Raw genomic sequence first — 19232 nt, forward strand, 5'->3', positions numbered from 1 at the left:
CCGATGACCCATAGCGTGAAAGCCTCCTGCTCGTGTGGTGTCCGCTGACAGTGCGACAGGCTAACGAGCGGAATGCAGAATTCAGGCTCTTACACGCGGAAGTCTCCAAATAAGCCCTAATTTCCCCAATACGTATGGAGAAGGGAATTGTCGGGAACTAAACAGCCGCACCCGCCCTCCGGGTACGGGGCGGATGCGGCTGTTCGCAAAGCGGCTGTCAGCTGCGCGTACAGGTCAGCGCCGGTACCGCGTTGACCGAGTTGTTCCAGGTCCCGTTGAAACCGAACGACGTGGACGCGTTCGGGCCGAGGTTGCCGTTGTAACTCATGTTGCGCGCGGTGTGGCTCGCGCCGCTGGCGGTGTCCTGGGCGCTCCAGATCTGCGTGATGGTCTGCCCGTTGGCGAACGTCCAGGTCACGGCCCAGCTGGTGCTGGCGGTGGAGCCGTTGGTCACGGTCACGTTCGCCCCGAAGCCGCCGGGCCACTGGTTGGTGATCGCGTACGTCGCCGTGCAGCCGCCCGTGCCGCCGCCGGACTGCGTGGTCACGCTCACCGTGGACGAGCGCGAAGAGCGGTTGCCCGCGGCGTCCTTGGCGTACACGGCCAGGGTGTACTGCGTGGCGGCGGTCAGGCCGGTCAGCGAGGCGGAGTTGCCGCTCGGCGAGGCGAGCACGGTCTCCGTCGAGCCCGACACCCGCACCACGTCGTAGCCGGTCACACCCACGTTGTCCGTCGACGCCGTCCAGGACAGCGACAGGGAGGAAGAGGTCACGCTCGACGCCGACGGGGTGCCCGGCGTGGTCGGGGCCTGCGTGTCGCCGCCGGTGCCCGAGGTGGTCACGGTCACCGTGTTCGAGCGGGCCGAGCGGTTGCCCGCGGCGTCCTTGGCGTACACGGCGAGCGTGTACTGCGTGCCCGCGGACAGGCCGGTCAGCGCCGCCGAGTTCGTGCTCGGCGAGGCCAGCACCGTCTCCGTCGAACCCGACACCCGCACCACGTCGTAGCCGGTCACACCCACGTTGTCCGTCGACGCCGTCCAGGACAGCGACAGGGAGGAAGAGGTCACGCTCGACGCCGACGGGGTGCCCGGCGTCGTCGGGGCCTGCGTGTCGCCGCCGGTGTTGTAGATGGTCGCCTGGGTCGAGGTGGTGGACAGGCCGTTGCTGCCGGTGATGTAGCGGTTGCCCCAGGTGCTGCGCTGGGCCGGGTTGAAGCTCGTCACCATGTCGAGGTACTCGACACCGCCGCCGTTGCCGCTCCACGACCAGCCCATGTTGCCGATGCCGGCGGTCTGGGTCTTGGCCATGATGGTGTCCTCGTCGGGGTTGCCGTCGGAGTGGTTGTCACCGAACTCGCACACGCACAGCGCCAGGTTGCGGCTGGTGAAGGAGTCGACGTACGCGTTCACCTCGGCGGCGGTGTCGAACACGCCGTACATGTGCACGCTGAAGATGGTGTTGCCGGTGGTGTCGGCGGCCAGCACGCTCGGCGCGTTGTCGCGCATCGTGAACGACCAGTCCTGGCCCCAGTTCGGCGCGTCCACCATGATGGTGTGCTGGAACCCGGCGTTGCGCAGCCGCTGGATGGCGCTCTTGGTGGCGTCGGTCCAGTTGGGGGTGACCGCGTTGTTGCCGATCGGCTCGTTGCCGATGTTGAGGATGACGTAGTTCTCCTGGCCGGTCAGCGCGCTCTGGATGCTGATCCAGTAGTTCACCGCCGCGTCCAGGCTGACCGCGCCGCTCTGCTCGCCGAAGCCGGTGGTGTCGTGGTTCTCCAGCACGCAGATCAGCTTGTTGGTCTTGCACAGCGAGATGACGTTGGCGACGTCGGAGGCGGTGTTGGTGGTCCAGCGCCCGCCGGACAGCACCACGCGCACGGAGTTGGCCCCGGCCGCCTTGATGTTGGCGAAGGAGCTGGTCTGGGTGGCGTACCAGGCGTGCGGGTGGTTGATGCCGCGCAGCTTGAGCGCGGTGCCGTTGGCCTCGACGAGCTTGCCGTTGGTGACGCGGATGCCGGTGGCGGCCTGCGCGGGCTGGCTGAACGCCACCACGGCGGCGGCCAGCGTCAGCAGGGACGCAGCGGCCAGCGCGATCTTTCTCTTCATGTTCACCTCGGAGGGAGCAGCCCCGCCGGCATGGCCGGCACGGGGGACGGACACGAGGACTCGGAATGACGCAGCCCGACGGCTCCCTACAAGCGTCGGCATCAGCATAGGTTGATGCACCGATGGGCGCAACCGGTTAAGGTGCCCCCTCCGGCCCCCGCACCCCGGGAGGCGAACGTTCGACTGAACCGGTTCATGCACGACGTCCGGCGACAGGCAGGTCAGCCGATAAGACGAGCACCGCCGCCGACCGGCCACGACCTGACCGGTGGGTCAGCGAACATGAAAGGCTCTACGTATCCTGCGGCGGCACGATCATCGTCACGGGAGGACGCAACACCCCATGAGACTGCCCATCCCCCGCCGCCTGCTGGCGGTGGGCGCCGTCGCCGCGGCCGCCATCGCGCTGGCCCCCGCGCCCGCCCACGCCGCCGGCTACTTCGGCGCCCAGTTCGACGACCTGACCATGGGCGCCGCCGGCGCGCCGGGCAAGGTCTACCCGCTGTACATCTTCGGCGAGGACGTCACCGGCGGCAAGGTCGTCCTCGACCTGGCCGAGCTGGACGGCATCGCCAAGGTCTCATTCCTCGACCCCGACGACGAGCGGTGCAAGGTTGTCGACAAGGCCGCGACCTGCACCTTCGCCGACGGCGGCGTCGACAGCATCATTTCCGTGCTGCTGCAGCCGCTGGCAGGCGCGACCGAGGGCAAGACCGCCGAGGTCCCGGTGACCACGTCGTCGGCCGACCACGAGCCGTACACCGTCAACACCAAGGTCACCGTCAAGAGCGGCGCCGACCTGATCGTCCTGGACCAGGGCAAGTACGACCAGGCGGCGAAGGTCGGCGAGGACGTGTCGCTGCCCATGGTCGTCGGCAACGTCGGCGACCAGGCCGTGTCGACGCTGAGCTTCACCTTCAGCTTCACCCACGGCATCACCCCCGTCGAGTACGAGGAGTGCCAGTACGCCGTCTGGGACGAGGCCCAGGGCACGCACGTCTACTGCACCCTGCGCTTGACGAAGCCGCTGGCCTCCAACGAGGCCGTCGAGATCAAGGGCGGTTTCCAGGGCCGCATCGCGGCCGACACCTCGAAGTTCGAGCGGGGCAGCTCCAGCGTGGACGTCGGCGAGGACCTCCCCGCCCAGGCGCGTACCCGGATGGGCTTCGCCGAGCGCGGCTCAGGCAAGCACCTCGAGCTGGTCCCGGCCACCATGCCGAGCCAGCGCAGCGCGCGCGTCGTCGAGATCGACACTCGGGACAACTGGGCCGACTCCAGCTGGCTCATCGACACCCCGTTCGACCTCGCCGCGATCGGCGCGGACGTGGCCGGTGGCGTCGGTGACGTCGTGACGACGAAGCTCGGCGTGAAGAACGCAGGCCCCAGCTCGGCGAACTCGGTCAGCTCCGGCGAGCCGATCCTGATGTTCGGCATCACCGTGCCCGAATGGGCCAAGCTCGTCGGCGTGCCGAAGGAGTGCGAGGCGATCGAGAAGGTCGGCGACGGCTACGAGGGCCGGGGCTCCAAGCCCGGGTACACGTACTACCACTGCTGGAACCAGAGCTACTTCTTCGGCGCCGGTGAGACGTACACGCTGGACTTCAAGTTCGAGATCACCGGCGACAGCGGCGCGGACGGCCTGTCCACGCTGACCCCGGTCGGCCGCTGGGAGCCGTGGACCGACGCGAACAACGCCAACAACGACGCGGCGATCACGCACGCGGCGGGCGGCACCGGCGGCGGCCTGCCGGTCACCGGCGTCCAGGTCGGCCTGATCGCCGGCGTGGGCGGCGCGCTCGTGGCGCTCGGCGTCGTCGTGTTCATGACGGCCCGTCGCCGGCGTATGCCGGTCGAGCTGAACTGACCTGATCCCAGGCAGACAGATGGCCGCCGGGCACCCGCCCGGCGGCCATCGCCGTCTTCAGGCCTGCTCCACCTCGATCCGCAGCCCCGCATTCACCAGCCGCGCGGCCAGCGCGTCGCCCATCGCCACGGCGGTGGTGACCTGCCCCGACGTCGGCGGCAGCTCGTCGAAGGCCAGGCACAGCGCCGACTCGGCGAGCATCTTGGCGGTCTCGCCGTAGCCGGGGTCGCCACCGGACACCTCGGTCACCACCCGCCGGCCGCCGCCCTCCCCCACGAAACGGGCCGTGAACCAGCTCTTCGCCCGCTGCTCGGCGCTCGGCCCCTGCCCGCCCGGCCGCCGCCGCATCAGCCACCGCCGCACCGGCCCGAGCTGGGCCAGCACGAACAGCACCGCCGCGCCCGCGAGCCCGGCCAGCGCGACCGGCAGGCGGCGCACCGCCGCGCTGTGGGTGTAGGCGAAGTCCGGCCCGTACCGCTCCAGCGCCGCCGCGGACCGGCCCACGATCTGCGGATCGACCGTCGGCAGCGGCACCGACCAGCCCTGGAGCCCGCTGTCCGGGTGCACCCGGCGCAGCCCGCCCAGCGGTGTGCGGATCCGCCTGCCCGCCGGACGGGGGTCGAGCGCGCGGCGTTCGCGGCCCGCCCGCGCGGTCTCCCGCCGCCGGGAGAACGCCAGCAGCGCCGAGGCCAGCGTGCCGCCGGACACCGTGCCACCGGCGCGGACGTGGCCGTCGACCCGGATCGGGCCGTCGGCCGGCAGCCGCCCGACGGTCAGGTACACGCCGAGATCGTGCGGCACAGAGTCGAACCCGCACGCGTGCACCAGCCGCGCCCCGGACGCGACGGCGGCGGCGTGGTGGCGCACATAAATGTCGTCGATGAACTCCGGCTCCCCGGTCAGGTCCACGTAGTCGGTGCCGGCCGACGCGCACGCGGCCACCAGCGGCTCCCCGTGCAGCACGTACGGGCCGACGGTGCTGATCACCACGCGGGCCGAGGCGGCCAGCGCGGCCAGCGACGCCGGGTCGCCGCTGTCGGCGTGCAGCAGCGGCAGCTCGGCGCAGCCGGGCACGGCGGCGGCCAGCCGGTCCCGCACCGCCGCGAGCCGGGCCTGGTCACGCCCGGCGAGCGCCCACCGGCAGCCCTCCGGCGCGTGGTGTGCAAGGTATTCGGCGGTCAGGCCGCCGGTGTACCCCGTCGCTCCGAACAGCACGACGTCGTACGGCCGGTCCGCGCGCCGCGTGGCCTCGCCCGCCGTCCCGGCAGCAGCGCCGGCCGGCGCATCGCCCGACCGCAGTACGCCACCCGCGGTCGCCGCGGCACCCGTCCGCGCCTCGTCGCCAGGCCGCACCTCGTCGCCAGACCGCACGTCGTCGCCGGACCGCTGGCCGAAGGAGAGCACCGTGGTGTCGTCGAGCTCCAGGGGACGCCATGATTCTGCCCCGCTGCGGCCGTGCTTGGGGTCGACGCCGATGAGCACCCGCCCGCCCGCGCGCACCCGCACGTGCCGGGCTTCCCAGTCGACGGTCGCCCGCTGCCGGATCTTCCCCCCGCAGCGCCAGCTCCGGTCTCGGAAACCCACGACCTGGGAGTGGCCGTGGATCTGCCCGAACGGCACGAAGCCGCCGGTGGCGTGGAAGCTGAGCCATTCGCCGTACAGCTCCGAGCCGGCCTCGGCCCACAGCGGCCCGGACTTGCCGTCGGCGCCGGTGTAGAAACCGCGCCACAGCATCGGCTCGGGCCGCTCGTCGAGCAGCCGCGCCGCGGCCGCCGCGGTCGCCGGCTCGCCCAGCTCCTGCCAGCAGGCGACCGTCAGCCCGGCATGGCTGAGCAGGTAGTCGTCGCCGTCGGCGGTGCGCACCGCGGCCGCCACGCGCAGCCTGCCGTCCGCCCACCAGGTGCGCAGGAGGCGGGCGTCGTCCTTGGACAGCCGTTCCGGGAAGAAGTGGTCGCCGCCGGGCAGGTACTGCGACTCGTGGTTGCCGAGCAGCTGGATCCACTGGTCCGGCTGGTCGTCGAGGCGTCCGGCGACGATGCGCAGCACGCCGGAGCTGTCCGGGCCGCGGTCGACGAGGTCGCCGACCTGGATGACGGTCAGGTCGGCGGGCAGCCGCAGATCCTTCCTGCGCGCCCCGGCCGCGATCAGGGCCGTGCTGAGCTGATCGGGGAAACCGCCGACGTCCCCGATGACGATGACCCGGCCCATCCGCGCCTCCTCTTTCCCGCGCCGCCACACTACCCACGGCCCGCACGGTGGACCGGCCTGGGAAGCCCGGACGACCGCTGTCGTGATCACGGCACGGGACGACTTGGCGTCGATGCCCGACAGCGGCGAAGATACGGTCGTGCAGACAGACCGCGCGTTCGTCGGGCGCAACGAGACTCTGCAACGCTTCCTCCACGCTGTGGCCGATCCACCCGCAGTGCTGTTCGTCGCGGGCGAGGCCGGCAGCGGCAAGACCAGGCTGATCAACGAGTGGCGGCGGCAGGCCGGCGGTACGGTGCTGGCCGCCGCGTGCCCGCCGATCCGGCCGCCGCTGCCCCTGGCCGCGGTGACGGGCCTGCTGCTGAGCGCCGAGCCGCACCTGCCGCCGGCCTCCGCCTTGAACCCGCTGCTCGGCGCGCTGCGCCCGCTGCTGCCCGAACTCGCCGAGCGCATGCCGCCGGACCTGCCAGGGCTGGCCGACCCCGCCGAGGAGCGCCACCGGATGCTGCGGGCGATCCGCGCGCTGCTGGGCTCGCTGGGCCGGGTCACCCTGGTCGTCGAGGATCTGCAGTGGATCGACCCGGACTCACGCGACCTGCTGTCGCTGCTGCTGTCCGCGCCGCTGCCCGAGGTGTGCCTGGTGCTGTCGTACCGGCCGGAGGAGCTGGCGGTGCCGGGGCTGCCGCTCGGCGTCGCCGCGGCGTACGCCCCGCAGATGCGCTCGGCCACCGTGCGGGTCCATCCGCTGCAGGCCGAGGAGGTGCGCCAACTGGTACGCCAGGTGCGGCGGCAGAGCGGGGCCAACCCGGACGTGCCGGCCGACTTCACCGCCCGGCTCGCCACGGTCACCGGCGGCGTGCCCCGCGTCATCGAGGACGTGCTCGAACAGCTGCGCCTGCCCGGCGAGGACCCCGACGGCAACGGCTTCGGCCGGTTCGCGCCGCCCGCCCGGCTGCGCGAGCTGACCAACGCCCGCGTCGCCGCGCTGTCCACGGCCGGGCGGCGCATCGCCGAGGCTGCCGCCGTGCTCGACGAGCCGGTCCCCGAGGAGCTGCTCGCCGAGGTGTCCGGGATGGACGCCGGCGAGGGCCGCGACGCGCTCGTGGAGGTGCTGGCCGGGGCGGTGCTCGCCGAGGCCGAGGACGGGCGCTACGGCTACCGCATCCCGCTGGCCGCCCGCGCCGTGTACGAGGTGATGCCCGGACCGTGGCGGCGCGAGCTGCACAGCCGCGCCGCGGCCGCGCTCGCCCACGGCAACGCGGCCCCGCAGCTGGCCCGGCTGGCCCACCACCACCGCCGCTCCGGCCAGCACAAGTCCTGGATGCGGCACGCCGAGGCGGCCGCCGAGCGCTACATCGCCGACGGCGACAACGAGGCCGCGATCGCCACCCTGGAGGAGGTGCTGGCCGACCAGACCGTGCCGCGCAACGTGCGCACCCGGCTGACGATCCGGCTGGCGCAGACCGCCGAGGTCGGCCGCCGCTCCGACCAGACCGTCGCGCTGCTGCGCCGCATCATCGCCGACGACCGGCTGCCCGTCGCCGCCCGCGGCGAGCTGCGGCTCAAGCTGGGGCTGGTGCTGATGAACCAGGCCGGGGAGTACGCCGAGGGCGCGGCCGAGGTGGAACGGGCCGTCGACGAGCTGCACGAGCGCCCGGCACTGGCCGCCCGCGCCATGGCCGTGCTGTCCTGGCCGGTGCTGCACTTCTCCTCGTTCAGCCACGACCTGGGCTGGCTGGAGCGCGCCGAGGAGGCCGCCGCGGCCTGCGACGACGCCGCCATCAAGATGGCCGTGCTCGCCAACCGGGCCACCCTGCTGATGAACTGCGGCGACCCCGTGGCGTGGACGGTGGCGCAGCGGCTGTCCACCGAGGGCGGCTCGAACCTGGCCGTACGCCAGCAGGTCGCCCGCGGCCTGCAGAACCTCGCCGACGCGACGATCCTGCTGGGCCGCCACCGCGCCGCCGAGGACTTCCTGCGCCAGGCCACCGACCTCGCCGCGCAGGTCGGCGCGTCGGTCACCTCCACCACGGCCCGCTGCACGATGCTGCGCCTGGACTGGTCGATGGGCCGCTGGACCGGCCTCGCCGACCGGGCCACCGAGTTCATCGGGCCGGACGGCCCCACCACGGAGGTCGAGGGCCACCTGGTGACCGGGCTGCTGGCGATGGCGCGCGGCGACTGGGACACCGCCGAGTCCTCACTCGCGGCGGCGGGCGTCGCCGCGCCGCACACCAGCACGGTGCCCGTGGTCGCCGCGGCGTCCGGGGCGTACATCCGGGTGCTCGCGGCCCGGGGGCAGCTCGACGAGGCCGTCGCCGAGACCCGCCGCGCCGTCGACCGGGTGCGCGCCAAGGGGATCTGGAACTGGGCCGCCGAGCTGGCCCCGTACGCGGTGCACGTGCTGGGCCAGGCGGGCCTGACCGGCGAGGCGCGCGGCCTGGCCGACGAGTTCGCCGCGGGCATGGCCGGGCGGGAGTCGCCGCTCGCGGCGGCGTCCCTGGAGCTGTGCCGCGGGCACCTGCTGGCCGCCGAGGACCGGCACGCCGAGGCCGTGCCCCACTTCGCCGGCGCGGCGAAGGGCTTCGCGGCGCAGCCGCGCCCGTACGAGGCGGCCCAGGCCGAGGAGGGCCGGGCCCGCAGCGAACTGGCCCAACGACCCGGCGACGCCGACGCGCTGGCGGTGCTGGCCGCGGCCGGAGCCGTGTTCACGGGACTGGGCGCGGGCTGGGACGCCGCCCGCTGCCAGCACACGCTGCGCGAGCACGGGGTCGTGGCGCGGGGCGGGCGGCCCGGCTACGGCGGCGGCCTCACGCCCCGGGAACGGGAGGTGGCCCGGCTGGCCGCGCAGGGGCGCACCAACCGCGAGATCGCCCAGATGCTGTTCCTGTCGCCGCGCACCGTCGAGCAGCACGTCGCCCGCTCGCTGCACAAGCTCGGCGTCCACTCGCGAGCCGAACTGGCCGGGGTGGAGCTGGACCTGCCCGGTTGAGCCCATGAGCGAGCGTCAGCGAGCGAATCATGAGCACAGCGACTCATGCTGGAGCCGAGCGCAGCGAGGCGGAAGCATGAGCGGCCCCCGGAACCGTTGCCGGCACCGGAGGCCACCTCCTCCCCAGGCCCCGTCGCGGCCCTGGCACAGGCCGGGCGACGGTGGATCGAGCCTGTTGTTCGTGCTGGTGGTGGAGGAGCGACGATCGGCCGCTCCCCCACCTCAGGGTCGTACGCCGCCAGCTCTGGATGACGACGCATCTCCCTGCCACACCGCTCAGCGAGAGCACTGGTTCCGGCCGGCGGTGACCGGCCGTTACCTTCAAACCGTTCGGGTCCCTCCGACGGGGTGCGAATCCACCCAGCGACACGGAGACGAAGTCACGTGCCGCTGGGGAGTCGCTCGGCGGTTCCCAGGTGGTCCACCCATGCCTTCAACGATCGCCGAGCACGGCTGTGGCGACAATCCGTAGAGCGCTACGTAGCCATACGCAAGTAACCGGGACCGCCTACGGATGGCCCCGGACCATGCAAATTGCAGGTCAGCCCCAGGGTGTGCTGACCGCGAAGGCGCACTCGCGGTCGAAGCGGTCGTCCCGGTCGCGCCACCGGTCGATCCACAGCTCCTCACCGCGCAGGTGGATGTAGTAGCCGCGGTAGTTGTAGGACTCCAGGTAGACCGCGCCCGGCACCTTGCCCGGCCGGACGCAGAACGTCGCGTCGGCCCGGAACAGCTGCGAGCCGTCGCTCTGCTCGTGGCGGATCCGCCAGTCCCGGTGGCGCAGGTAACCGCCGTCGACGCCGACGAACGAGAAGCAGTTCCGGTCGGCCAGCCCCGCCGCGACGGTGAAGGTGGCCGCCTGCCGCACCCCGCCCGGGCTGGCCAGGGTGACGCTGACGAGCGAGGCGAGGCCGCCGCTCTGCCGGACGAACCGGTCCGGGCGGTCGGCCGCACGCAGCGACCGCTGGGTGCCCGCCACCAGCGCCGACGGGGCCAGCGACTGCCCCGGCGCGGGCGCGGCGGAGGACGGCCCGGCCGCCGACGGGTGCGCCGCCGGGCTGCGCGGCAGCTCGCGTACCGGCGGCGCCACCGATTCGCCGACCGCGCCGAACCCGTCGACGTATCCGCGCGAACCCGCCGTGGGCAGCGCCGCGGGCTGCGGGATCACCTGGTCGGCGGGCCGGGTCAGCGCCCAGCCCGCCGTCGCGGTGGCGAGCACGGTGGTGACCGCGGCGACGATCACGACCGGCCGCCGGGAGCGCTTCGGCGCCGAGGCCCGCTCCTGCGCCGCGAGCTCCTCGACGGTCGCCGGCAGGCTCAGCCTGGGCAGGATCGTCGTCGCGTCGTCCTCGTTCGCCCGATGCTTGGTCACGCCAGGACGCTACCGACGCACCCCGGTGCCCGCGATCGGCTGTCTGACCGACGTCACGCCACCGCACCGCCGCCCGCCGGGCGCACGGCCGCGGCTCCCGCCGGATAGCCGCGGCGCAGCAGCGCGTTCTCGGCGACCGTCCAGGCCGTCGAGGTGACCAGGTAGAGCAGCGCGGCCAGCGGCAACACCACGGCACTGAGCAGGATGGCGTACGGCAGCACCCGCGGCAGCGTCGCCAGCAGGCCCGTCGGCGGTTCGGCATGCAACGCGGCCAGGCGTACCGCCCGCTGTGACGAGGCCCACGCCAGTGCCGTCAGCACCGCCACCACGCCGCCGAACACGGCCAGGTGCGGCAGCCACACCGCCGACGGGGCGAGCAGGTGCGCGCTCAGCGGCACCCCGAACAGCGTGCTGTCCAGCAGCACGTTGGCCTGACCGGCGACCGTGGCGCTGGCGAACAGCTGATACAGCACGATGAAGACGGGCGCCTGGAGCAGCATCGGCAGGAACCCCGCCAGCGGCGACACGCCCGCCTCGCGGTGCAGGTCGGTCATGGCCTGGGCGAGCGCGGCGGTGTCCTTGCCGTGCTTCTTGCGCAGGGCGGCCAGCTGCGGCGCGAGCGCGGCACGGGCCCGCTCGCCGCGTACGGCGGCCCTGGTCAGCGGGTGCAGCAGCAGCCGCACCAGCATCGTCACGGCGACGACCGCCGCGGCCACGCCGCCGACGGGGGCGAGCACGGTGGACAGGTGGACGACCGCGGTGTGCGCGGCATGGAACAGCGAAGCGAACATGGAAGAAAGACCCCTCTGCGGGTACGGCTGCCCGGCCGGGACGTCGGTCGACCGGCGGGCGTGGACGAGGACCGTGTCGGCCGCGCCCGGATCACGCCGGGTCAGCAGGCCAGAGGGGAGAAGCCGGGTGCTCGGGGGCGCGGGCGGCCCGCCGCGTCGGGGTCGCGCTGGCGCAGCACGCCCGCGTGTTTCGACAGCTCGCGCAGCGCCAGGTCGATCGCGGCCCGGCCCGATGGGCGGCTGCCGATGCCGTAGGCGGCTGCCACGGCCAGGGCGGTGACGAGCAGGAGGGCCGCCGCGCTGGCGAGCATCGTGCCGAGGCTCGGCTGGTCCACCGCCGCGCCGGTGCACAGCACGGCCAGCCACAGGGTCATGGCCCAGCGGGAGGCGGCGGCGATCGGCACGCGGCAACCGTACCCGCGCCGCGCAAGGCGTGGTGCGGTCCGGTGTGGAGAGCCCTCGGAAGGTCGACCGCCTCCATACCCCGGTGGTGGGCGGCCTGGTCCGGGGTCCGGCGCCGAGACTCCGCCAGTGGCCGTCAGGCCCGCTGCCCGACGGCCACGACTGCGCCACGTTCCTCGCAGCGGGCAAGGCGGGGGGCCAAACCCGCAGCGGCGAACAGGGCACGAACTGTGTCGGCCTGCTCGTCGCTGGTCTCCAGCAGCAGCCGACTCTGCGGGGCGAGCCAGTCACTCGCACCGCTCAGCACTCGGCGGGCGATGTCGAGCCCGTCGGGGCCGCCGTCGAGGGCGACCGTCGGCTCGTACAGCCGCGCCTCCGGCGGCATCAGCGCGATCGCGTCCGTCGGGACGTACGGCACGTTCACCACCAGCACGTCCACCCGGCCGCGTAGCGAGTCCGGCAGCGGTTCGTAGAGGTCGCCCTCGTACACGTGGCCGCCGAGGGGTTCCACGTTGCGGCGGGCGCAGGCCACCGCGGCGGGGTCGATGTCGGTGGCGTGCACCTCGACGCCGCCGTGCGCGGCGAGCACGGTCGCGGCCGCGCCCGAGCCGCAGCACATGTCCAGCACCACGGACCCCGGCCGCAGCAGCCGCGCGGCCTCCTCGACCAGCAGCTCGGTACGCCGGCGCGGCACGAACACCCCGGGGTCCACGGCGATGCGCCGCCCGCAGAACTCGGCGAAGCCGACGATGTGCTCCAGCGGCAGCCCCGCGACCCGGCGCGCGACCAGCTCGTCCAGCTCGTCCGGCCCGGCCGCCGCCGAGATCAGCAGATCGGCCTCGTCCTCGGCGAACACGCAGCCCGCCGCCCGCAACGTCGTGATCACATCCGCCCGCACAGGCACCCCCCCGATCCGGGCCAGGTTACGCCCACAGGCTCGGCACCAGCTCGAACGGGTCCTCTGCCGACGTCGACCCGGTCGGCCGGGCGTGGCGACGGCTGACCGACAGCGGTCTCGGCACGTTCACATCATCTTTGCTGTGGCCACAGCAAAGATGATGTGAACCACGGCGAGACATGCGCTGCGCGCGGGCTCCCGGCCGCCACAGCGGCCCGGACAACGGCCCCCTGCCGTGTGCCGTACCCGGCTGATATCCCCGCCCATGCGAAAGTTCGTGGCCGGGGTGCTGCTGGTCGACGCCGACGGGGCGCTGCTGTTGCAGGAGCGCGACGAGCACGCGCCGACGTTCCCCAACCAGTGGGCCTTCCCTGCCGGGGTCGCCGAGCCCGGCGAGCAGCCGCTGGAGGTCGCCCACCGGGAGCTGTACGAGGAGACCGGCCTGCGCGTCGGCGAGCTGGCCCTGTTCTGGGCGGGCCCGATGCCGGAAAGCCCGCTGTACGGCTACCTCTTCCACGGCCGCACCACCGCCCGCCAGTCCGACGTCGTGCTCGGCGAGGGCCGCGCCATGCTCTTCGTACCCCCGGCCGAGATCCTGGCCCTCGACCTGGCCGGCTACGCCCGCCCCGCCCTCACCGCCTTCCTGTCCTCACCCGACTACCGGAACCACCTGCACCCACCCGACCAGCGGTGATCATGAAGTTGTGGCGATGACACGCCGCCGACCCGTGCCATAAGTTCATGATCAACCAAGGAGGAGGGCGGTGGCGGTGGTGGCCTCGTCGCGGGTCGCCGGGGATGTGGTGGTGGACAGTACGTGGTCCAGGGCCAGGCGGTAGGCGTGGGGGAAGGCTTGGGCGGCGGGGACGGGGATGTCGGGGATCACGCCGGTGCCCTCCCAGTTGGTGCCGGTGATCGGGTTGATGGAGCGGGCCACCGGGACGGTGATCTCCAGGGTGGGGGTGATCGGGAAGCGTTCGGTGGGGTGGGCGCCGCCTCGGGTGGTCTCGCCGATGAGGGTGGCGCGGGCCTGGGACTGGAGGTTGTAGCTGAGTTCCTCGCCGGCGGAGAAGGTGAAGTCGCTGGTGAGGACGTATACGGGGCGGTCCAGGTAGCGCTCGCCGGGCAGGTAGGCCACGCTCCAGTACTGGCGCAGTGAGCTGCCCGCGCCGGACTCGATGCTGTTGAGGTGGGTCTCGCCGTCGGGGAAGAAGTAGCTGGTCCAGAAGATCGCGCCGTCGGGCGAGCCGCCCCTGTTGCGGCGCAGGTCGAGGATCAGCGCCTCGGTCTGGGAGACGAGTTCCATCGCCGCGGCGATCGCCCGGCCGCCGAGCCCCGCCGCGGTGACGCCGCGCAGCTCGATGCAGCCGACGTTGCCGTCGAGGCGTTCCACGCGGGCGATGCCGTGATTGGTGACCCGCAGGTGCTCGCGGTACACGGCGTCGGCTTCGGCGGGGTCGACGGTGGTGTGCAGGCGGGCGTCGCGGACGCGTACCCGTAGATGCTTGTCGGCGCAGTGCTCGGCCAGCCGCAGGGTGAGCGCGTCGGCGAGCGACGCCTCGTCCAGGCCGTCGTACTCGCCCTCGGTCAGGCGGCGGCGGACGTCGGCCGCGGCCGGGACCGCACGCTCGGGGAACACGTAGTTGGCGCACATGAGTTCCATGGCGCGCTCGACGAGAAGCTTCGGCATGGCCGACACCGTAGCCAGCCGACGGTCGCCGTGGCGAGCGGCTCAGGCGCTCAGGACGATGCGGTCGACGGCGGGCGCGGGCCCGCTCGGATTGTCGAACGTGATCGAGTTGGCGCCCTGGCGCAGCCTGACCCGGACCGAGCGGCTCGCGCAGCAGCCGTCCACCGCGTCGACCGCGACGGTGACCGGAGCCGCGCCCGCCACGCTGATCACCACCTGGTGGGCACGGGGACCGGGGCTCTGGGCGTAGTGGAACGTCAGCGTGTACGTGCCGGCGGCGGGCACCGTCACCCCGTTGAACCGCAGCGCGCCGTCCCGCTTGCCGGTGCCGTCGCCGAGGTTGCGCACCACCGTGCCGCCGGACGCGCCGGCCATGCCGACGGCCGTGGCCTGGCCGAGCAGCGTGTTGCCGCGGGCCTCGGCCTCGTAGGCGACCGCGCGGAAGGCGGCTGCCGGGCCGGCCGAGGCGCTCGGCGACGGTGACGCCGACGGACCGGCCGACGGGGTCGCGGTCGGGTCCGCCGCGGGATCGGTGGCCGGTGGCGCGCTGCCGGCGCCGTCACCGGCTGTGAACAGGCCGGGTTCGCCGATCCCCGGTACGCCGGACGGCGTCAGCCACGCGACGGCCACCACCACGACGACCACGAACGCGGCGATCCCGCCGACCGTCGCGAGCAGCAGGGGCCGCCTGCCCGGGCCGGCGGTGGCGATCCGGCGACGGCCGAGCGGGGCCGGACCACCGCCGGCACGGGCGTCGGAGTCGTCGGAGCCGACGAACGCCGTCGGTGGCGCGTCGACTCGCGGGGCCGGACCGGCCGGCTCGCCGATCCATTCCGGCCTGGCGGACGCCGGGCGGTCGGCGCGGCGGATGCCGTGGGAGGCGGGCGCCGCCTCGGTGAAGTCGCCGCCTGGCGGAGTGCCGTCACCGCCTGGCGGAATGAAGTCCCCGCCTGGCGGAATGCCGTCATGCCCCGGCTCGGCCGGGCCGGGTCCGGTCGGGGCCTGCCGCTGGTCGTGCCCGCGCGTCGGCGGCAGGTGCGGATCCGGCCGCGTCGGGGCGGAGCCGTCGTCGGGGATCCAGCCACCGACGCGCAGCCGGCGTCCGGTGCCGTCGTCGACCGACATGATCCCCCCTGAGCACGCATGACGGCGTCGCCGCAGCCGCGTACGCCGGTGCAGACCTTAGCCATCGGCCGATGCGGCGGTCCACCGGGCAGACGAGTTGTCGACAAGGTCTCGTCAGCGCAGCCGGTGGCGGGCCCCCGTGGACTGCACCGGCACCCGGGCCACCTGGGCCAGGCCGGCCACGTGCGCGGCCAGCCGGGAGCTGGTCAGCTCGCAGGCGGTGATGTCGGTGACGGCCAGCCAGGACATGTGCACGCCGCCGTCGGCGGAGATGCTCGCCGACCAGCGGGTGCCGGTGGGGTGCGTGGCGATGACCGCGACCCCGACCCGGCCCAGGTCGGCCAGCAGCGCGTCCAGGTCGCGCAGCTGCTCGGTGTGCTCGCCCCACGGGTCGGCGACGAACAGCAGCTGGATGCCCCAGGCGTCGCCGGTGACGTTGTTGATGCGGGCCGTCGGCATGTCGGCGGTCTGCGAGTCGTGCAGCACGGCGGCGTTGGCGGCGGCGCGGCGGCCGATGCGGGCCAGGGCGTCGCTGACCGACGAGCTGGTGCGTACGCGGTCGCTGAGCGAGCCGAGGGCGCGCATGTCCGCGCTGCTCAGCCCGGCGACGGTGACCGCTGCCTCGTCGGCCCAGCTGGCGGTGGCCGCCTCGGCGACCAGGTAGCGCAGCAGGTCGTCGCAGCGCTGCGGGTCGCCGAGCAGGGTCAGCAGGCCGGTGCGCTCGCCGTCGACGAACAGCTCGCCACCCTGCGGCCAGGTGCCGATCTTGAGCAGGCCGGGCAGCAGCGACGGGGTGTCGACGCGGTCGGGCAGCCAGGACGACGCCGACAGCGACCAGGTGTTGGGCCACTGCACGTCGAACGGCTCCGGCGGGTCCGCGCACGGGGCGGCGAGGATGATCGCGAGGTCGCCGCCGTGCTCCCAGGCGGCGGCGATGTCCGGCATCTCCCACGGGGCGCGGCCGCGCAGGCCCGCGGTGAGCTGGCGCAACCCGGCGTCGAGGCGTTCGGTGGCGCGGTGGCGCGGCGGCACCTCCCGGGCCCGGTAGCCGAGCGGGCTGCGTACCCCGCCGACGCCGCGACGGCGGCCCACCCGCAGCCGGTGCAGGCGGCGGATCCGGCGGCGTACCACGACGTGCCCGGCGAGCACCCCGGCCAGCGCCAGCCCGGCGCCGGCCGCGAGCACCTTGGTCCGGCCGGTGCCGGGGTCGGTCTCGTCGAGCGGGATCACGTTCGGACGGTGGGCCGGAGCGGGCACCGCCGACCCGGACGGGGCCGGGGCCGAGGGCGTCACCGCGGTCGCCGGGGCGGGCGTTGCCGGGGGCGGGCTGGCCTGCGGGGACGGGGTCGCCGGGGCCGGGGTGGCGGGCGGGGGCGGCGTGGTCGGCTGCTGCGGGGTGGTGGGCTGCTGGGGTGCGGGCGTCTCGACGGCGGGCAGCAGCAGCTTGCCGGTCGCGTGGCGGATCGCGCCGCGGTCGTGCGCGTCGGCGGGCAGCACGATGCGCCAGCCCGGCTCGATGTGGTTCGGGTTGCGGATCAGCTGCGGGTTCAGCGCCGCGAGCTGCTGGTACCGGTCGAAGTCGCCGGTGAAGCGCTGCGCGATGCAGCCGAGGTAGTCGCCCTTCTTGACGACGTACACGGGGCGTTCGACGCGCTGGCGGGGCGGGGCCTGGTGCAGCTCCATCGCGGCCGCGGCGGGTGCGGGTGCGGCCTGCACCGGCGCGGGCGCCGCGTGGGCCTGCACGGGCGCGACCGCGGGCGCGGCGTACGCCAGGGCGGGCGCGACCCGGGGTGCGGCCACCACCCCGGCATACGGGGCCGCCTGGGTGGCCACCACCCGGGCGGCGCTGGGCGCGGGCAGGGACGGCAGCGCGGCGGTCGCCACGCTCGCCCCGGCGAACACCGCGATCAGCGCGCTCACCAGCACGGCCGCGACCCGCTGCTGCAGGCCGAGGCCGGGCAGCCGGGCGGCGCGGCGGCCGCTGATCCGGGCCCCGATCTCGACCAGGATGCTGAGGGTGAAGGTGGCCCAGGCGACCCAGCCGGCCAGGGTGAGCGCGCGCAGGAACAGGTCGCCGTTGTCGGGCGAGGTCAGCGCGGTGGTGATCTCGTCGAGCGAGGGCAGCTGCCGGGGCAGCGGGTTGCCCGCGAACTCCACCAGCAGCACGGGCACGCCCGCGACGATCGCCACGATCCCGGTCAGCGAGGCCAGCCCGGCGAGCAGGCGCAGGGTCCAGTGGGGGCGGTTGCGCCGGACTGGTGCCATGGTCGCGCCCTTTCGTTGGTGGCTGCTCGGCCGGCCGAGCAGGTCTATCCGATGAGGAGTGTCGCGGTGGCCTCGCCGGTGGCGCGCCACGTCGCCCCGCCGAGGAAGGCCAGGCCGGAGGGGTTCTGGTAGGTGATGGAGGCACGTACGGTGACCGTCTCGCCGCCGGGCGCGACGGTGACCGTGCCGGTCGCGCCGACGCTGTCCAGGTAGACCTTCGCGGCGTTCACGGCCAGCGCCGGGTCGATGACCTTGTCGCCGCCCGGGATCGCCCGGGACGGGTCGATGGCCTGCCCGGCGCTGCGCGCGGCCTCGGCGGCGATGTTGTCGGCGCGCTGGTACGCACGCATCCGCCCGCCGCCGACGACGACCATGCCGAACATGAAGACCCACGCCTGCGCCATGATCACCATGAAGACCGTCGCCTTGCCCCGGTCGTCGCGCCACCTCATGTGCGGCTCCGGTAGGTGTCGAGCGGGCTGGTGAACGACGACTCGATGCGGAAGCTGCCCGGGATGCCCGGCATCGAGATGTCCTCGAACCGCGCCACGCAGACCACCCGGACGGTGACCGTGGCGGCGACGCCCACCGGCTGCTGGAACCCGGCCGCGTCGACGTCGGCCTCCAGCGGTTCGCAGGTCAGGCCCGCGGCCCGGTAGGAGTTGAGCGCGGCGGTGAGCGCCTGGGCACGGGCGTCGGCCTCGGTGCGGGCCAGGCTCGCGGTGCGCGCGGCGTCGTACGCGGCGGCCTCACCGGCCTGCCGGGCCAGGCTGTACCGGCCGGCGACGATGACGGCGGCGAAGAACAGCAGCACCGAGGGAGCCATGATGGCGAGCTCGATGGCGGCCGAGCCGCGGTCCCGCCGCCGGAAGGGCGCGTTCACGGCACCCACCTCTCCACCGGGCCGTGCGCCTGCTGCGAGACCTCGAACGGCCCCAGGAACGGGATCAGGTTCACCGCGCGGCCGGTGACGACCACGGTGACCTCGGTGTTGGCGGCGTCGCGCCGCACGGTGACCACCGGCGCCTGCAGGCCCGGCCCGATGCTGCGCAGGAAGTCGTTGGCGTTGGCCGTGGCGGCGGCGTCGGTGCTGCCGTGCTGGCGGCCCGCGTTGGCGCCCTGCGTCGCCGCGCCGAGCGCGACCGAGCGGGCGTAGAAGACCAGCGCCACCTGCACCACCATCAGCGACAGCAGCAGCAGTGGAGCCGCGATGATGGCGAACTCGACGGGGCCGTCGCCGCGGTCGGGGCACGCCCGCGACCGGCTCCGCGAACGGAGCCGGTCACGGAGTGGGCGTGGGATCACGGTCCGGCCGGGCCGGCGGGAGCCTGGTCCGGAATCTCGCCGACCCAGATGTCGGCGATACCCCACACGGCGACGGCGACAGCGACAGCGGCGGCCGCCATGATGGCGACCATGACCAGGTGCGGGACGGGGCCCTCGCCCCGGTCACGCGTGACCGGGGACATCAGGGTCCGCAAACGGACCTCGACGGCCGCGCAGAACTTGGTGAACATCGGG

Annotated in this window: 16 protein-coding genes and 1 pseudogene; 3 read left to right on the plus strand and 14 right to left on the minus strand. The window is 74.0% G+C overall.

Annotation, left to right across the window (positions count from 1 at the left end; genetic code table 11):
* Nucleotides 1-217 precede the first annotated feature (217 nt).
* Nucleotides 218-2104 (minus strand): cellulase family glycosylhydrolase, encoded by a 1887-nt coding sequence (locus Cco03nite_RS04940; protein ID WP_203688868.1) that lies wholly within the window; start codon nt 2102-2104, stop codon nt 218-220.
* A gap of 343 nt (nt 2105-2447) precedes the next feature.
* On the opposite strand from Cco03nite_RS04940, the gene Cco03nite_RS04945 reads away from it, so the two are divergent.
* Nucleotides 2448-3968, plus strand: coding sequence for a hypothetical protein (locus Cco03nite_RS04945; protein ID WP_203688869.1), 1521 nt, complete (start codon nt 2448-2450; stop codon nt 3966-3968).
* Nucleotides 3969-4025: 57 nt separating this feature from the next.
* On the opposite strand, the gene Cco03nite_RS04950 is transcribed toward Cco03nite_RS04945, so the two are convergent.
* Nucleotides 4026-5183, minus strand: a complete 1158-nt coding sequence (locus Cco03nite_RS04950) for a saccharopine dehydrogenase family protein (RefSeq protein ID WP_239167141.1) — start codon at nt 5181-5183, stop codon at nt 4026-4028.
* Nucleotides 5184-5792: 609 nt separating this feature from the next.
* Nucleotides 5793-6176: pseudogene (locus Cco03nite_RS42200) on the minus strand (metallophosphoesterase); the annotation flags it as partial.
* A 139-nt stretch (nt 6177-6315) separates the two neighbouring features.
* On the opposite strand from Cco03nite_RS42200, the gene Cco03nite_RS04960 reads away from it, so the two are divergent.
* Entirely contained in the window at nt 6316-9168 is a 2853-nt protein-coding gene (locus tag Cco03nite_RS04960; protein ID WP_203688870.1) for an ATP-binding protein, read from the plus strand.
* A gap of 541 nt (nt 9169-9709) precedes the next feature.
* Here Cco03nite_RS04960 and Cco03nite_RS04965 read toward each other — a convergent pair.
* The 4 genes from Cco03nite_RS04965 to Cco03nite_RS04980 all read right to left on the minus strand — a co-directional run bounded on the left by Cco03nite_RS04965 (nt 9710) and on the right by Cco03nite_RS04980 (nt 12631).
* Nucleotides 9710-10540: an AbfB domain-containing protein gene (locus tag Cco03nite_RS04965; protein ID WP_203688871.1), complete on the minus strand. Its 831-nt coding sequence runs from the start codon at nt 10538-10540 to the stop codon at nt 9710-9712.
* Between the two features lie 53 nt (nt 10541-10593).
* Nucleotides 10594-11331 (minus strand): YidC/Oxa1 family membrane protein insertase, encoded by a 738-nt coding sequence (locus Cco03nite_RS04970; RefSeq protein WP_203688872.1) that lies wholly within the window; start codon nt 11329-11331, stop codon nt 10594-10596.
* A 101-nt stretch (nt 11332-11432) separates the two neighbouring features.
* Complete coding sequence (locus Cco03nite_RS04975; RefSeq protein WP_239167125.1) at nt 11433-11735, minus strand: DUF6412 domain-containing protein; 303 nt, start codon at nt 11733-11735, stop codon at nt 11433-11435.
* 134 nt (nt 11736-11869) lie between these two features.
* A complete protein-coding gene (locus tag Cco03nite_RS04980) occupies nt 11870-12631 on the minus strand; it encodes a putative protein N(5)-glutamine methyltransferase (protein WP_239167126.1) in 762 nt (253 codons plus the stop codon).
* Nucleotides 12632-12896: 265 nt separating this feature from the next.
* Here Cco03nite_RS04980 and Cco03nite_RS04985 point away from each other — a divergent pair, with 265 nt between their 5' ends.
* On the plus strand, nt 12897-13325 hold the full coding sequence (locus Cco03nite_RS04985; RefSeq protein ID WP_203688873.1) for an NUDIX domain-containing protein: 429 nt from the start codon (nt 12897-12899) through the stop codon (nt 13323-13325).
* 51 nt (nt 13326-13376) lie between these two features.
* Here the strand turns inward: Cco03nite_RS04985 and Cco03nite_RS04990 are convergent, their stop codons facing one another.
* From Cco03nite_RS04990 to Cco03nite_RS05020, 7 genes are all read right to left on the minus strand, one after another.
* Nucleotides 13377-14321: a S41 family peptidase gene (locus Cco03nite_RS04990; RefSeq protein ID WP_203688874.1), complete on the minus strand. Its 945-nt coding sequence runs from the start codon at nt 14319-14321 to the stop codon at nt 13377-13379.
* 42 nt (nt 14322-14363) lie between these two features.
* Nucleotides 14364-15446 carry a CBM35 domain-containing protein gene (locus Cco03nite_RS04995; protein ID WP_203688875.1) on the minus strand — a complete coding sequence of 361 codons (1083 nt, stop codon included), beginning with the start codon at nt 15444-15446 and terminating at the stop codon, nt 14364-14366.
* 114 nt (nt 15447-15560) lie between these two features.
* Nucleotides 15561-17711 carry a LysM peptidoglycan-binding domain-containing protein gene (locus tag Cco03nite_RS05000; protein ID WP_203688876.1) on the minus strand — a complete coding sequence of 717 codons (2151 nt, stop codon included), beginning with the start codon at nt 17709-17711 and terminating at the stop codon, nt 15561-15563.
* 44 nt (nt 17712-17755) lie between these two features.
* On the minus strand, nt 17756-18163 hold the full coding sequence (locus tag Cco03nite_RS05005; protein ID WP_203688877.1) for a TadE/TadG family type IV pilus assembly protein: 408 nt from the start codon (nt 18161-18163) through the stop codon (nt 17756-17758).
* A complete protein-coding gene (locus Cco03nite_RS05010; protein ID WP_203688878.1) occupies nt 18160-18594 on the minus strand; it encodes a TadE/TadG family type IV pilus assembly protein in 435 nt (144 codons plus the stop codon). Before Cco03nite_RS05010 ends, Cco03nite_RS05005 begins: the two co-directional genes overlap by 4 nt.
* Nucleotides 18591-19016, minus strand: coding sequence for a TadE family protein (locus Cco03nite_RS05015; RefSeq protein ID WP_203688879.1), 426 nt, complete (start codon nt 19014-19016; stop codon nt 18591-18593). Before Cco03nite_RS05015 ends, Cco03nite_RS05010 begins: the two co-directional genes overlap by 4 nt.
* On the minus strand, nt 19013-19228 hold the full coding sequence (locus Cco03nite_RS05020; RefSeq protein ID WP_203688880.1) for a hypothetical protein: 216 nt from the start codon (nt 19226-19228) through the stop codon (nt 19013-19015). The genes Cco03nite_RS05015 and Cco03nite_RS05020 overlap by 4 nt, the downstream gene beginning before the upstream one ends.
* Nucleotides 19229-19232 lie beyond the last annotated feature (4 nt).

The sequence above is a fragment of the Catellatospora coxensis genome, assembly GCF_016862635.1.
Lineage (GTDB): Bacteria > Actinomycetota > Actinomycetes > Mycobacteriales > Micromonosporaceae > Catellatospora > Catellatospora coxensis.